This is a genomic window from Bacillus sp. D48C (assembly GCF_053345735.1).
Map to the genome: position 1 here is coordinate 204,890 of NZ_JBKFAQ010000008.1, position 15,630 is coordinate 220,519.

The 15,630-nt window shown below is 32.9% G+C and carries 13 protein-coding genes; 8 read left to right on the forward strand and 5 right to left on the reverse strand.

What is annotated here, in order from left to right; translation table 11 throughout:
• Positions 1-93 precede the first annotated feature (93 nt).
• The 3 genes from ACLBXA_RS19890 to ACLBXA_RS19900 form a co-directional block, all read right to left on the reverse strand.
• Entirely contained in the window at positions 94-2,013 is a 1,920-nt protein-coding gene (locus ACLBXA_RS19890; RefSeq protein ID WP_000791036.1) for an LTA synthase family protein, read from the reverse strand.
• Between the two features lie 504 nt (positions 2,014-2,517).
• Positions 2,518-3,855, reverse strand: coding sequence for an NAD(P)/FAD-dependent oxidoreductase (locus tag ACLBXA_RS19895; RefSeq protein ID WP_000272409.1), 1,338 nt, complete (start codon positions 3,853-3,855; stop codon positions 2,518-2,520).
• Between the two features lie 265 nt (positions 3,856-4,120).
• Entirely contained in the window at positions 4,121-4,918 is a 798-nt protein-coding gene (locus tag ACLBXA_RS19900) for a cell wall hydrolase (protein WP_447617419.1), read from the reverse strand.
• A gap of 294 nt (positions 4,919-5,212) precedes the next feature.
• Here ACLBXA_RS19900 and ACLBXA_RS19905 point away from each other — a divergent pair, with 294 nt between their 5' ends.
• The 8 genes from ACLBXA_RS19905 to ACLBXA_RS19940 all read left to right on the forward strand — a co-directional run bounded on the left by ACLBXA_RS19905 (position 5,213) and on the right by ACLBXA_RS19940 (position 13,985).
• A complete protein-coding gene (locus tag ACLBXA_RS19905) occupies positions 5,213-7,054 on the forward strand; it encodes a S8 family peptidase (RefSeq protein ID WP_000689210.1) in 1,842 nt (613 codons plus the stop codon).
• A 179-nt stretch (positions 7,055-7,233) separates the two neighbouring features.
• Positions 7,234-8,214, forward strand: a complete 981-nt coding sequence (gene plcA, locus ACLBXA_RS19910) for a phosphatidylinositol diacylglycerol-lyase (protein ID WP_001244684.1) — start codon at positions 7,234-7,236, stop codon at positions 8,212-8,214.
• A 199-nt stretch (positions 8,215-8,413) separates the two neighbouring features.
• Entirely contained in the window at positions 8,414-10,129 is a 1,716-nt protein-coding gene (locus tag ACLBXA_RS19915; RefSeq protein ID WP_000008148.1) for a methyl-accepting chemotaxis protein, read from the forward strand.
• A 513-nt stretch (positions 10,130-10,642) separates the two neighbouring features.
• Positions 10,643-10,834, forward strand: coding sequence for a hypothetical protein (locus ACLBXA_RS19920; protein ID WP_000006462.1), 192 nt, complete (start codon positions 10,643-10,645; stop codon positions 10,832-10,834).
• Between the two features lie 186 nt (positions 10,835-11,020).
• Positions 11,021-12,454 carry a MocR-like pyridoxine biosynthesis transcription factor PdxR gene (gene pdxR, locus ACLBXA_RS19925; protein WP_000454959.1) on the forward strand — a complete coding sequence of 478 codons (1,434 nt, stop codon included), beginning with the start codon at positions 11,021-11,023 and terminating at the stop codon, positions 12,452-12,454.
• 33 nt (positions 12,455-12,487) lie between these two features.
• Positions 12,488-12,844 (forward strand): CidA/LrgA family holin-like protein, encoded by a 357-nt coding sequence (locus ACLBXA_RS19930; RefSeq protein ID WP_000878483.1) that lies wholly within the window; start codon positions 12,488-12,490, stop codon positions 12,842-12,844.
• A gap of 23 nt (positions 12,845-12,867) precedes the next feature.
• Positions 12,868-13,539 carry an LrgB family protein gene (locus tag ACLBXA_RS19935; protein ID WP_000242949.1) on the forward strand — a complete coding sequence of 224 codons (672 nt, stop codon included), beginning with the start codon at positions 12,868-12,870 and terminating at the stop codon, positions 13,537-13,539.
• A 20-nt stretch (positions 13,540-13,559) separates the two neighbouring features.
• A complete protein-coding gene (locus ACLBXA_RS19940; protein WP_000214632.1) occupies positions 13,560-13,985 on the forward strand; it encodes a YfmQ family protein in 426 nt (141 codons plus the stop codon).
• 22 nt (positions 13,986-14,007) lie between these two features.
• On the opposite strand, the gene ACLBXA_RS19945 is transcribed toward ACLBXA_RS19940, so the two are convergent.
• Positions 14,008-14,409 (reverse strand): CBO0543 family protein, encoded by a 402-nt coding sequence (locus tag ACLBXA_RS19945; RefSeq protein ID WP_042595508.1) that lies wholly within the window; start codon positions 14,407-14,409, stop codon positions 14,008-14,010.
• Positions 14,384-15,562 carry a DUF2515 domain-containing protein gene (locus tag ACLBXA_RS19950; RefSeq protein WP_000372811.1) on the reverse strand — a complete coding sequence of 393 codons (1,179 nt, stop codon included), beginning with the start codon at positions 15,560-15,562 and terminating at the stop codon, positions 14,384-14,386. The genes ACLBXA_RS19945 and ACLBXA_RS19950 overlap by 26 nt, the downstream gene beginning before the upstream one ends.
• Positions 15,563-15,630: the final 68 nt, after the last annotated feature.

Consider the following 15,630-nt stretch of genomic DNA (forward strand, 5'->3'; position numbering starts at 1 on the left):
AAACACATCAGATTTTATATATGAAAAATCTGATGTGTTATAAGAAAGTAAAAAGGAGCAATTGTAATAAGTTGCTCCTTTTTCATATATAGATTATTTTTCTGTTTCTTTAATTTTAGTTTGTACTTCGCCAGTTTTAATTTTATTACTTTCTGAGAAGCGTAATAAATCGCCTTCAATAATTTTGTCAGACATTCGTAATTCATTTTGTGCACGTTTAATGAGGGCTTGAGCTTCTTTTTTTGGTAAATCTACAATTTCCCCTGTTATACGGTCGTAGAAAGTGTTGTTTTTGTATGCATACTTATCTGTAACGAAGCTACCATCGCGTAAAACAACAAAGCCAGTATATTCATCTGAAAACATATCATGGCCAAAACGGATATCATTCGTAGAACCAACACCTAATAAATTTAGAATAGTAGGTTTCATATCGATTTGTCCCGTAGGCTTTGAAATAGTTTGACCTTCTGTTTGTCCAGGAATATGAATATATAAAGGTGTACGTTGTAAATTTAAAGTATCAAATTCTGTTATTTGATCTTTGTCTAAAAACTGTGCCATTGCACGATTATGTTTTTCGGAAATGCCATAATGATCACCGTATAACACAATAATAGAATCATCATACATTCCCTCGGCCTTTAAACGCTCAATAAATTTTTTAATTGATTCGTCTAAGTAACGTGCAGTTACGATGTAACGATCGAATACGCCATTACCAGAGTTGTATGGTTCAATGAATTTTGTATCTTCATCATACGTGAATGGATAATGGTTTGTTAAAGTAAGGAAACGAGCATAGAATGGTTGATCAACAGTTTTTAATATATCTACTGATTGATCAAAGTATTCGATATCTTTTAATCCCCAATTTAAATTTGTTTCTGGCGTAATTTTGTAATCAAGCTCATTATAGTAACGATCATAACCAAGAGCGGAGTACATAATATTACGATTCCAAAATGTTGCGTTATTCGCATGGAATACAGAAGTGAAATAACCTTGCTGACGTAAAATTTCTGGAGTCGCAGTATAATCATTGTTACCGTGTGTGAAGAATACAGCCCCTCGATTTAATGGATACAACGACGTATCGATTAGAAATTCAGAATCGGATGTTTTCCCTTGACCAGTTTGATGGAAAAAGTTATCAAAGTAATAACTTTCATTTATGAATTCATTTAGGAATGGTGTAACTTCTTGCCCATTGACTGATGCGCCTATTAAGAAGGTCTGCAAGGATTCAAGAGTGACGACAATTACGTTTTTTCCTTTCGCTGCACCAAACATATTAGGGTTTGGCTCGCTTTGGTTTGCTTTTACGTAGTTTTCAGTTTCTTGTAATTTACTACTATCAGCAAGTGCTTTTTGTGACCCAGCTTTTACTTGCAGTGTTAAGTCATATACTTGGTGAGTATATAAGCCTAAATTTTTGACAAGCATTACCCGGTCGAATGATCTCGTTAATAATTCAGGGCGCTCTTTTTCTGCAAGCTGTAGATTCGCAAAGAATACACCAATCGTTAAAAGAAAGTATAACAAGCGTGTAGAATGAGTTACACGTTCTGTTTTAAAGACCAATGATTTCTTTTTTAATAAAATAAAGAAGAAAACAATGTCTACGAATGCGAGTATAATTTTGTAGTTTAATATCTCTATAATACTGCCGCCTAATTGGCCAAAGTTTGAGGTTTGTCCAAGTACTGGTAATGTAACGAAATCACTATAAAAATCATAGAACATTACATTTCCAACAAGCACGATCGTTAATAAGAAATTAATACATAGCGCTATATAATTTCGCTTTTCACCAGTTGCAAATAATGCTAATCCAACAAATGCTAATGATGCGGCTAGAGGGCTAATAAACAAAATAAGCTCTTGCGTTGAAGACTCAATTTTTAAATCAAAACTGAATCGCGTAATAAGATATGTTTTTAACCATACTGCTAAAGCCATTATTATAACAAAACTTATATTTTGCATTTGTAAATTTATTTTATTCTTCATTTTTACACCTTCTTTATACAATTTATTTAATTGAAGTTATATATTATGTTTTTATAACTATTAGAGTTTAATGAACCATTTAGATTATGTTTTCTAAAGGGAATAATTTGAAGTATTCATATACATACAATGGGGATTTTTAAAGCGTAGTAGCATAAATATAACTCTTTTTGAGAAACGGGCAGAACAAGTCATAGTTGTAGTGAAATTGACTTATAGACATCCTACCATATTAAACACTATGATGATGTTACAAAATATCGAACAAATGAAAGTGAAAATGGATAGAGACTTTTAAAACTGTTGACATTCAATTTATTAGAATTGAATGTCAATCGTTTTAAATATACAGTTATGTTACATATGTATTTTGTAAAATTCCGTTTCTTTGCCAGTTAATCATTAGCCGGGAAGGATAGGAGGGATTATTAAAACACTTTTACTATATATAAGTAAAAGTGTTTTGGAATTGAAAATATTTGACTGACATCTTAATGATAGAAATTAAATGTCAGATAAGTACTTTCCAACATACAGACCACTTGCAGCAGCTTGAGATAAGGAATGAGTGACGCCGGAACAATCTCCAACTAAAAATAGTCCATGCACACTTGTTTCAAAAGAGTTATTGATTTTTATCGTAGGAGCATAGAACTTTCCGTCAATTCCATATAGTAAAGTATGTTGATCAATAGGCTCTTGTATAAATTGTTCTAAACGTAATAAAAATTCTTTCAGCCCTTCAATATATAATTGAGGAACTTCTTGATTCAAATCTCCATAATCCCCCTGTAGTGTAGGTTGTATACGATTATGTTCCATGCTGTTTTTCGCCGTAGGTTGTTTCTTTAATAAGTCCTCTAAGCGCTGTATAACAATCCGATCTCGTCCTTGGTTAATGCCTTTAATAATTGAACTTGCGTATACATTTGCTTCTTTGAGAGTTGGAAAATAGCGAGGAATAAATAAAGTGAAGTTTAAATTAGAAGTGCCAGTTCCTTGCTCTCGAAAATTTTGACCGTCAGGCATAACTAAACCTTCTTCGTACTTTCGAATGATGCGTCCTTTTGGATTCATACAGTAAGTAGTTGCTGTGAAATGCTCACCTTGATAAGAAAGTTTTGTTTCAAAAGTATCTTTTAATATAGAACGTAATTGATGTTCTTTCATTTCTACTCTAATTCCTAAATCTACACGTGTTTGCTCCTGAGAAATACTTAGAGAACTGCATATTTCTTTTAACCAATCGGCCCCTGAACGCCCAGTTGCAAATACTAGTTGCTTAGTTTGAACTGTTCCTTGATTTGTCTCTATTGTAAAATAATCTTCCTGTTTCAGAATATGTTGTACATCTATTTGAAATTTGATCTTTATTTTCGTCAGTAAAAATTCATAGAGCTGCTGAAAAATGTTATTGGAAAGGGGAGTACCAAGATGTCTTACTTCTGTTGTTAGCATTTGTAAACCACACGCTTCAGCTCTTTTAGTGAGACTTGAATTTTCAGTACAATATTTTGAGACAGAACTTCCACCAAACTGACATAGAATTTCATCTACTTCAGCCATGAGCTGTATAAAGCCCTCTTTACCGACTTTTTGCTCAAGTTCTCCGCCAAATCCGTTTGTATAATTAAATTTCCCTTCAGATCTTCCTAAACCACCAAACCCGAAATATTTATCACATGTAGTACAATTACACACTTTTCCTTCGTCTAAAGGACAATGGCGATCTTCTAGCGCTTTACCTTTATCAAGAATTAAAACTTTTTTGTTACTTTTAGCTAGTGAATAAGCCATAAAAATGCTACTTACTCCAGCGCCGATAATTGTAACATCATACATATTCTTTCACCTGCTAACGAATAGTTTGTTTTTTATTTTTCTAGTGTATAACAATTTTATGAAGTTAAGAAATAGCTTTTATTAATAAAGTGGGAGTTTTTGAACTTGATGCTGTATTAACTTCTCCGAGTGGTGGAGTTAATACAAAAATTTTTATTTGAAAGAAGAAATAGTTTGAAAAATCACTATGTCATATGATTAATAACATCTTACATAGAAAAAAACAGACCTTTTAAGTGAAGAGGTCTGTTAATGATTTTAAATCTTATTTAGCAAACACATGGTTACCAATTACTGCTACTGTTTGACGTGTCGTAATCCACTTGTCTGTTGATGTTTTTGGATTGTAGAAATAAATCCAGTCAGAATGTACTCCATTTGTGGAGATAGCCTCTTCTACAGCCATTTTTGCTTCTGCACTTGCAGGCTGATTAATTCTGCCATCTGTAACAGGAGTAAATGCATATCCGTATTTAATAGGTTCATAAATAACACCTGTTATTGTATTTGGAAAACCTTTTGCATTTACACGATTTAGTATAACTTTTGCTACTGCTACTTTTCCTTTATAGGATTCGCGACCTGCTTCAGCAGTAACTAAGCGTGCCATTAAGTCTTTTTCTTTTTGTGAAATGCTTGAGTTAATTTTTAAATGTTGTCCTGTATAAAGCTTGTTTCCGACTGTATTGTTAATTTGTTTTATAGATTGGACGGTGACATTGTAACGCTTTGCTATCGTTTCTAATGAATCCCCCGGTTGTACTTGATAAATAATTTGTCCAGAAATGCTCGCAGGCTTGGCGTTTTGAGGAACAGTGATTTCATTTGATTTCACGGACCCTGGAATATGTAACTGTTCGCCAATAAAGGTTTTATCGTTTCCTTTATTATTAGCCTGTTTAATGGATTGTATTGAAACTCCGTATTGTTTACTAATGCCCCAAAGTGTATCGTTCTTTTTTACTGTATGAATGGTAGAAGCTTCAGCTGTACTTTGACTACATACGAATGTAATTGCAGCCGCGGATAAAGGGATTATATGTTTTATTTTTAGTAATTTCATTGTAAATCCTCCTAAGAAAAAATTAAGGTGAAACTATTAAGTAATGTAGTTCAGAATGTGTATATGCGTAATATATTAATGTAAGTATATTAGCACATATAAAATAAATAATCACTATAAGTTTCATATTCGTGTAGTGTAGAGTCAGAATATGAAATATTGCATATGAAAATACATTGAAGTTCATATTTCTGATTACTATAATCTATTTAGTAGAAAGGGAATACGTTATAGAAATAAAATCATTATAGATTAATATAATGATTAATAATTATTAATAGGAGGATTGATGTAATGAAAATATTTCAAAAAATGTATGCGTCAACTGTAATCATTACAACACTTTTAGGAACAGGAGGTACTATCAATAGTGTACATGCTGATTCTATAGAACAGCAGAGTAAATTAGGGATAGAACAAGAAACAGATAAGCAAATCATTGTAAAATTTAAAGCAGATTTGGATTTTCCATATGAAGATGGTATTGAAAAACAAATACAATCTCAAACGAATGATAAAGTAATAAAAGATCTTTTGACAGAATATCCAGATGTAACATTTACTCGTTTATTCACATCTGTAAGCCCGGAACAAATACAAAACCTTGAAGTGAAAGCACCTAATCATGTATCTACAAGTTTATTAAACTACTATATTCTTCAAAATCAAAATAGTGGGTATGAAGAAGAAATAGTAGATAAGTTAAAGGCATCTTCTTTAATAGAAGATGCGTATATGAAGAAACAAGAGAAAATAATGCCACCTGAGGTGCAATCATCAAGTGTAGCTCTTAATCCTAATAAAAATCCTAGATTTAAAAAACAAGGTTATCTTGAAGCAGCCCCATACGGTATTAATGCGCCTTTCGCCTGGGGAGTTCAAGGCGGTAATGGAAATGGTATCACTTTTGTTGATATGGAATACGGATGGCTATTAAATCATGAGGATTTATTACATCAAAATATTGAATTAATGTCTGGAAGAAATATAAATCAGCATGTCGGTCATGGGACGTCTGTACTAGGAATTGTATCCTCTGAGGACAATGAAGTCGGGAATATTGGGATTGCGCCAAAAGCGAAAGCAAAGGTTATCTCTCAAATAAGAGATAACGGACAGTATAATACGGCTGATGCAATATTAAGCGCTGTAAATCAGTTAGAAGCTGGGGATGTTTTATTGTTAGAGGCGCAAGCATCCTTTGATGGATATGGTGATAAATATTTACCTGTTGAAGTACAACCAGATATTTTTGATGCAATTCGTGCTGGTACAGATAAGGGAATTGTAATTATAGAGGCTGGAGCAAATGGGTGGAATGATTTAGATCAGTTCAAAGATAGAAAGGGTAAGCAAGTCTTAAATCGTAATAGTAAAGATTTTAAAGATTCGGGTGCAATTATGGTAGGAGCTGGCTCTTCATCTTTCCCTCATGAACGTATGTGGTTTTCGAATTATGGAAGCCGTATTGATGTGTACGGATGGGGAGAAAATGTAGATACAACTACAGCCGAGCAAAGTAGAAGTGCTGTAAATCTTTATACTTCAAGCTTTAGCGGAACATCTAGTGCTTCGCCAATTATTGCTGGGGCAGCGACTTTAGTACAAAGCATTGCTAAAGAAAATTTAGGACAACCATATAGACCTAGTGAACTAAGAGCAATATTAAGCAACCAGAGCACAGGAACAAAATCTAAAGATCCATATGCAGATAAAATTGGTGTTTTACCAGATTTGAAGTCTATACTAGTAAACTTAGGCTATGAACAAAGAAAACTAAACGGTGGGAATGAATTACAAGTAACAGAAAATGAACCAAATAATGAGCCTAGACAGGCAAATAAAGTTAACTTTCATACACCGGTGAAAGGAACGCTACATAATAGTGATAGAGTAGATGTATTTACTTTCCAAATTGACTCGCCGGAAAATATTAATATTTCTCTACTAAATGAACAAAATATCGGAATGACATGGGTACTTCATCATGAATCAGATTTAAATAACTATGTAGCATATGGTGAAAATGAAGGAAATGTAGTTAAAGGAACTTATAATGCAAAGCCAGGAAAATATTATTTATACGTCTATAAATATGAGAATAAAGATGGTTCATATGTATTGAACATAAAATAAGCAAAGGGAACTTCAGATGAAGTTCCTTTAAATTTTTCTAATTTAGTATATGTGAATGATTTTTTAACTTTACTTCTATGCAATATTTCATATTGATGAAATGTTATTTATTTTTTATGAACTAGCCTATATTATATTCAATAAGTTTGATATAAAAACAGAAAAAGAGAGTGATAATAATGAGAAATAAGAAGTTAATTTTGAAATTATTCATATGTAGTACAATATTTATCACATTTGTATTTGCTTTACATGATAAGAGAGTAGTTGCAGCTAGCTCTGTTAATGAGCTTGAAAATTGGTCGAAATGGATGCAACCTATACCTGATAATATTCCGTTAGCACGAATTTCAATTCCAGGAACACACGATAGTGGGACGTTCAAGTTGCAAAATCCGATTAAGCAAGTGTGGGGAATGACGCAAGAATATGATTTTCGCTATCAAATGGACCATGGAGCTCGCATTTTTGATATAAGAGGACGTTTAACAGATGATAATACGATAGTTCTTCATCATGGGCCATTATATCTTTACGTAACACTGCATGAATTCATAAATGAAGCGAAACAATTTTTAAAAGATAACCCGAGTGAAACAATTATTATGTCTTTAAAAAAAGAGTATGAGGATATGAAAGGGGCAGAAGATTCATTTAGTAGTACGTTTGAAAAAAATTATTTTGTTGATCCTATCTTTTTAAAAACAGAAGGAAATATAAAACTTGGAGATGCTCGTGGGAAAATTGTACTACTAAAAAGATATAGTGGCAGTAATGAATCTGGAGGATATAATAATTTTTATTGGCCAGATAATGAGACGTTTACCACAACTGTAAACAAAAATGTAAATGTAACAGTACAAGATAAATATAAAGTGAGTTATGATGAGAAAGTAAAATCTATTAAAGATACAATCAATGAAACGATGAACAATAGCGAGGATTTAAATCATCTATATATTAATTTTACAAGCTTGTCTTCGGGTGGTACAGCATGGAATAGTCCATATTATTATGCGTCTTATATAAATCCCGAGATCGCGGCATATATTAAACAAGAGAATCCAAAAAGAGTTGGTTGGGTTATCCAAGATTATATTAGTGATAAGTGGTCACCGATTCTCTATCAAGAAGTTATAAGAACTAATAAGTCGCTTTAATTTTTATCATAATTTCATAGAAACAATATAACTCTATTAAAAGTCTTGTGGAATTCCCATAAGACTTTTTAGTATTTGATAGTATGAGAATCAAGTTCTTCGAATATAATTATAAGATTAATAAAAAAATGTCGATAAATGTCGATTGTTGTTGTAATATAAAACAAGTAAAATATAATATATAGATGGAGTGATTTTGTTGTCTTTTATTAAAAATAGTAAAATTGGAACGAAATTAAATGTGTTAGTCATTATATCGAGTTTGGCTTGTATCATGTTATCTTCACTCGGGTTTTTAGGGCTTCAAAAAGGTGAAAATGCATCTTCTAGTATGTATGAAGAAAGACTATTACCAATTGAATGGATAGGAATTGTAGAATCAAATTTTTACCATGTTAATATGAATTTTATGGAGATTATGATATCGAAAGATGAAAAAAGAATGAAAGAACTCATAATAGAAATGGATAAGACTAGAAAAGAAAATGATGAGCTGTTAAAACAATTTGAAACTAGAATTAGTTCTCATAAAGAAAAAGATTTGTATAATGCGTTTCAAAGTCAATTTAAAGATTTAAGAGTACAAATGAAAAAAGCACAAGATTTGGGACTGACTAATAATGAAGAAGCCTATAGCTATTATTTAAAAGAAATTGACCCTAATATGGAAAAAACAATTCAGTCTATTCGTGAACTTATTTTATATAATAATAATGCTGCTGAACAGCTACAAAAAGAGAATGTTAATAGTGTGAAAAATACAATCATAACATTTGTAATTATTTCATTTGTTGGAATCATAATAATCATTTTTATTGGTTTTATAACAAAAAATGCTATAAAAAAACCAATTGTATTATTACAAAAAGATATGGAACGAGTATCTGCTGGAGATTTAACAATTCGAACTTCTTATAAATCCGAGAACGAATTAGGCCATATTGTACAGTCCTTTAATAGTATGTTAGATAACTTGCAACAATTAGTCGGTCAGGTGAAGGTTACGGCGAAAGAAGTGATTGTTTCAACTGAAAATATGCTACAAGAGACGAAAACGGCAGCACATATATCAAACGAGGTTGTTCGAACTACTTCTGAAATAAATAAAGAAATAGAGGGACAAGTGACTAGTATTCAAGAAAGTTCAACTTCAATGGAAGAAATTGCAACTGGTGTTCAAACAGTAGCTGAATCTTCAGCGATGGTTGCTGAAGTTGCTGTTGCAACAATAGACCAAGCAAACTCTGGTAGTGAAGTTATAAAACAATCTATTCATCAAATGAATAGCGTGAATGAAGTTGTCGAAGAAACTTCTAAGGTCATTGATAGACTTGTTACGCGTACACAACAAATTGAAGAAGCGTTAGATGTTATTACTAATATTGCGGAACAAACGAATTTACTTGCTTTAAATGCTGCAATTGAGGCAGCACGTGCTGGAGAAAATGGAAAAGGATTTGCAGTAGTTGCAGCTGAAGTAAGAGGTCTAGCTGAGAAATCTAAAACATCTGTAAATGATATAAATAATTTAATACGTTTTATACATCAAGATACAGAGGATACAGTTCATGTAATGAAAAAAGGTCAACAACAGGCTAGTGGTGGTAAAGAAGCAGCGCATAAGGCAGAACTCGCATTTTCATCTATTATGCAAGATATTAATAGAATAACGACCCAAATTCAAGAAGTGTCTGCTGCCACAGAAGAAATGTCTGCTGGGACAGAAGAAGTAAATGCCTCTTTGTCAATAGTTTCTGAAACTGCAACACAAGTCGCACAAGAAACGAATCGAACGGTACAATCAATTCAAGCACAAGCCACATTGATTCAAGAAATAACGACGAAATCTAATGAAATGAAAAAGAAAGTCGAAAATTTAGAAATGCTAATTTCACAATTCATTATTGAAGAATAAGTCTATTAACATTTATCCCGCTATTTGCCGGGCAGTAAGACCCCTACCTCAAAATTCAGCGGAAGCAAAGAAGTTAGGTAGGGGCCTGCTGCCCGTAAAAGCCCGATTGGTGAAGACTGATTAAAGTTTCACTTTATCATTAGTATAAACTTTAAGATACTCAACATAGTGCTGTGTTGTATAATTTGAAAAAGGACCTTCATAGGTTCTTTTTTTGTAAATGGTGTGAACGATACTTTTCATTATGAAAAAATCAAACTTTTAAATCGGGTTAATTTCAAGTGGAAAATGGATATAATTAACCTTGCGAAAAAGCAACTGGTCCTAAGTGATCAGTTGCTTTTTATTTTTAAAGTGGATGAGTAAAAAAACGCGAAAGTGGTTGGTCCGCTTTTTACAAACATCTATTATGATAAGAGAAGAAAGGTAGTATGTTATCAGCGTTTTAAAGAGGAAGGTTTTTATGTAAGTTCTTTAATTAAAATAGATGGGTCTTAGAGAGGTGAAAAGACAATGAGTTTTGCAATTTCACTAGTCGTTATTATTGTAATTGTATCGCTATTTGGGACTGTACTAGTTGCAAGAAACGTGGAGGAGAATTACGGCAAGTCTACAAAAAGAAATGTGAAAAACTTATCTGCAATCTATATTCTTCTTCTTTTTGTTCTACTGGTTGGGGTAACATGGTATGTGGTAATGATTTGATAGTTTGTGAAAGAACTGAAATGAGAGTATGAAGTTGGAATTTCAGAAGCTATCGAGTAATCAGAAAGAGAACTATTTTGGATATATCCATTTACGGATAAGAAAATGTGACTAATTAATACTATTTTTACGGTGAATACTGTTAGTAAAAAATGAGGATAGTTCGTTTTGAAAGGAGGGAACTAGATGGAATGGAAACCAAATCGTGCAGATAAGACACCTGTATATAAACAAATTGCTGATTATATTGAAAGAGGCATTTCTTCAGGTGAATTTCCTTCTGATAGTAAGTTACCTTCTGAGCGTATATTGGCAAAGGGATTACAGGTGAACCGGAGTACAATAGTAGCTGCGTATGAAGAATTAAAATCACTTGGAGTAGTAGAACGGCAAAAGGGAAGCGGAACACGGGTCAATACAGACATATGGGGTGTCTCACATAAACGAATACCGAACTGGGGTAGGTACGTGGAGGACGGATCATTCTTACCTAACGTACCACTCGTTCAACAAATTCGAACGGAAACACAAAAAGATGATTTAATTAATTTAGCAAGTGGTGAACTGTCACCAGAATTAATTCCAAGTGATAGATTTCGAACAATTTTGTCGGAGAAAACATTTATGGAAAACCTCGGTTATGACCATCCACTTGGAAATGAGATGTTGAGAAAAACAATTTCAGCACATGTTCAGCAATATAAACAAATTGAAGCAGATTCAAGCTCTATTCTTATTACGTCTGGAGCACAACAGGCGCTTAATCTTATCGTTCAATGTTTATTAAAACCTGGCGATGCGATCGCGATTGAAGATCCTTCGTATTGTTTTTCGCTTCCAATGTTTAAATCGGCCGGTTTAAACATATTTCATTTACCTGTTGATGAGCATGGAATGAATCCAGATGACTTAATCGATTTGCACAAAAAGCATCGCATTCGGATGGTATTTTTGAATCCAGATTATCAGAATCCAACGGGTACTGTACTTTCATTAGCGAGACGTAAAAAGATTTTAGAACTGTCTTCTGAGTTCGGTATACCAATTGTAGAAGATGATCCGTATAGTTTAATTTCTTTTAATGGAGAAGTGAATCCGACATTAAAATCAATGGATCAAAATGGAAATGTTCTTTATATAAGTTCATTATCAAAAATTGTTGCATCAGGATTACGTATTGGATGGATAATTGGTCCTATACGAGTAATTGAGCGTTTAGCAGATGCAAAGCAACAAGTTGATTTTGGCCATAGTGTATTTACGCAGTGGGTAGCAAATCAATTTTTAGAATCAAAGGATTTTCATACACATATTACGATACTTCGTGGACAATTAAAGCAAAGAAGAGATGAATTAATTACAGAGCTTGAAGGAACATTGGGAGACCGAGTTGAATGTTTCGTGCCAGAGGGTGGAATACATGTATGGTGTAAAGTGAAAGGAAAGTTTGATGAATATCACTTATTAGGTGAATCTATACGGAATGGTGTCGCATTTGTTCCGGGCAGTGTTTTAGGTTCGAAAAATGAATATATACGATTTACGTTTGGTAGAGCGAATATAGAACAAATTCAACTTGGAATTAAACGGTTTGCTTACACGCTAAATGAGATTTCATAATATGGATGTGTGATAGTGAAATGAGGGAAATAAATGAAGTACGTGACGCTTTTACTTCAAGTAGGCGTGCTATATGTATTTAGCTTAGTGGGTATGTGGATTCAGGAAATATTCCATCTATCAATACCGGGAAGTTTAATAGGGATGTTAATACTGTTCCTGTTTCTTTTCACTCGCGTTCTACCGTTAAAGTGGTTTGAGTTAGGTGCGGAAAAGTTAATCGTATTTTTACCGTTATTTTTAATCCCTTCGACAACAGGGCTCATGGAATACGGATCGTTTCTTTTAAGTAAGGGGAGTATTATATTCCTTTTAGTAGTTGCAAGTACTATAGTAACTTTAATTGTTTCAGGTTATATAAGTCAATTATTAGTAACATCAAAAAAATAAAATCGACAAGGTGCACGATTCAAATGGTCTTAATTATTATTACTGTAGCAATTTATTTCTTGGCGACAAATCTATATAAAAAATTTACGTTTGCATTTACGTTACCGGTGTTAACAGTTACGGCAATTATGATTTGTTTATTTTTGATTTTTGGTATTTCTCATCATGAGTATAGGGAAAATGGTGGAGACATTCTTTCAAGCTTATTGAGCCCTGCAATTGTAGCATTAGCCATACCTCTATTTAAAGAGCGAAAGATACTGATGAAAAATTTTTTATCGATACTTATCGGAGTAGTGATAGGTATAGTGGCTGTAACGAGCATGAATGTAGTGATTGGCGGAATTTTAAATATAGATAAGGAACTTATATTAACTACTTTACCACAGTTAGCAACGATGCCTATTGCCCTTTCATTAGCGGATCAAATTGGTGGTATTCCATCTATGACTTCTAGTTTTGTAGTTGTTGCAGGGATAACAGGTGCTATTGTCGGACCGACAGTACTTAAGTTTTTCAGTATAACAAGTACGATTGGAAAAGGAGTTGGAATGGGCTGTGCATCACATATTATCGGTGTGAGTCGTTTAGTGAAGGAAGGCGAGAAAGAAGCGACTATCGGTTCGGTAACGATGATTGTAACTGGAATACTCATTAGTATACTAATACCGTATGGAACGAAATTTATTTTTTAAATGTAATGGAGATGATAACAATGACAACATGGTTTATAGTTACATTATTTGTTTTTGGAGCTATTAAAGTATTAGTTTCTAGTATGCCCACTTCTGTTGTAGAATCAATTATTAGTAAATTTGAGTTGCATCAAAAACTTGAGGCGGAAAATACTTCTATATCAATAGATGGAAAAAATATAGAGGGAGAAATGAAACTACAAGTTATTCATGAATTTAATGAAGCTTTGTTTTTAGATAAACATTATTTCCCGCCGCACGGAGAAGGGACACCAATAGTCATTGATACGAAGAAAGGGAATAAAGAGATTAGGTTTTCTCTATATAGCTATGAGGAACATATTGATGTCATTAAGCAATATAAGAAGAAAGTCGTTGCCTATCGTTTACGCTCTAAAAGCCTACAAACACTGGCACCATTAGCAATAATGGAAGAGTATGCTTAAGAAGGGACCTATAATGGTCTCTTTATTTTTTTATCCAATTATATATGTTCCAAATAAAAGAATGGAAAATCATATAACCAAATAAAGAATATGTATGGTTCCAATTCGTACTGTGTATAAATAAACCTAAACTTTCAGCAATCTGTTCAAAAAGGCTAGCACAAATACCAATTGAAATAATAAATAGAATTCTAGAAACTTTAGATAGTTTTTTTGAAATGTGTATAAAGATAACTGTTAAAATCGGCAGTACGAATAATGTAAAAGCTATATTAACCGAAAATGTGGATGAGAAGGGTCTAGCTGGAAAGGAATATATTTGTTTATGAACAAAAAAAGCATCTAAACAAGTTCCAATAATAGCAGAGAGAAAGATTGTAACTACTAATGCTAGAAACTCATTCTTCTTCTCGGAGGAGGACATTTTTCTTTGCGAGAATTGCGAGTTCAATTTTTTCGAGTGTTTTGCAGTAGTCTTCTGTAATTTGTCCATTTATATTTTCCTCCTTATCAACTAAATAATGTACAACTTGCCAATCGGTAAACCAATCTTCACTGTCAACTTCCTCATGCTTCATATCTCGCCATGCATAGATGAGTGCAGGGCTGTATATGCGATAAGCGTCATTTCGTAACTGGCATTTTTTTATTCGGCGCTTATAAAACTCACGGGAAAAAGATTCATTTACACTTGAAAATAAATGGGGCCAGTAATCTTTCCTTGATCCCGTGTGTGGATGGTGTTGGGCCCAGCTTATTATTTGAGATAAAACATGTGTATCTCGAAATAATAATGAATATAATCTTTTTCCAATTAATATTCGTTCATGTAAGGAAGTGAAATGTTTCATTGTATCACCAAATAGTAACACTTTTTGTTTCTTATCATTTTCGTAGAATGGGAAAAGGATATGATTAAACTGAAAGAAATCAAAGAGTTTAAATCCAATACTATTGAGTACGGTCTTTTTAAATTGTACATTTTGAATCACTCTTTTTTCTAAGTAGTTTTGTTCATTAATAATAGTTGCAATGGCTAATGTTTTTTTGTTGCCTGTTTTCCAAAAATCGTTCCACATCGTTTCCATAAATGTAGAAACATTTAGGTGAGGGAGAAGGTGAAATAACTTTTGTGATTTCTTTACACTTTGTTCGTAAAGTAAAAATTGAGGGTATACATCTTGGAAAATAAGCCAATTCCCTCTTTCTAAAAAAGAAAAAAATATGAATTGATCTTTCTCTGATAAGATTCTCGTATATAAATCGCCCTTTAAATCAGTCATATTCCAACCGCCGTTACGTGATACCATATGTCCAAGCAGTGCCCAATGTATTTCTGGATATTGAATGTAAAATTGGTAGTATGCGCGTGTTCTTGTAACATTATTTTTATTTAGCTGTTCTGTTTGTATTTTTATTTTGTTGATGATGAGTTGCTCTTCTTTCGTTAATTTATACAAGGTATCAGAAGGAATAAGCTTGCTTTTTTGTTTCAATTCATTTTTTACATCGAATAGGGAGAGGGGCAGTGCTTTGGAAGGTCCGTTATATGTATGATTTGAATTGCTTTGGTCCATTCCGTTACCTCCCTTTTTCATAAATTTAAACATGATTATTGGCTATGAATCATTCTATTTATCCCGCT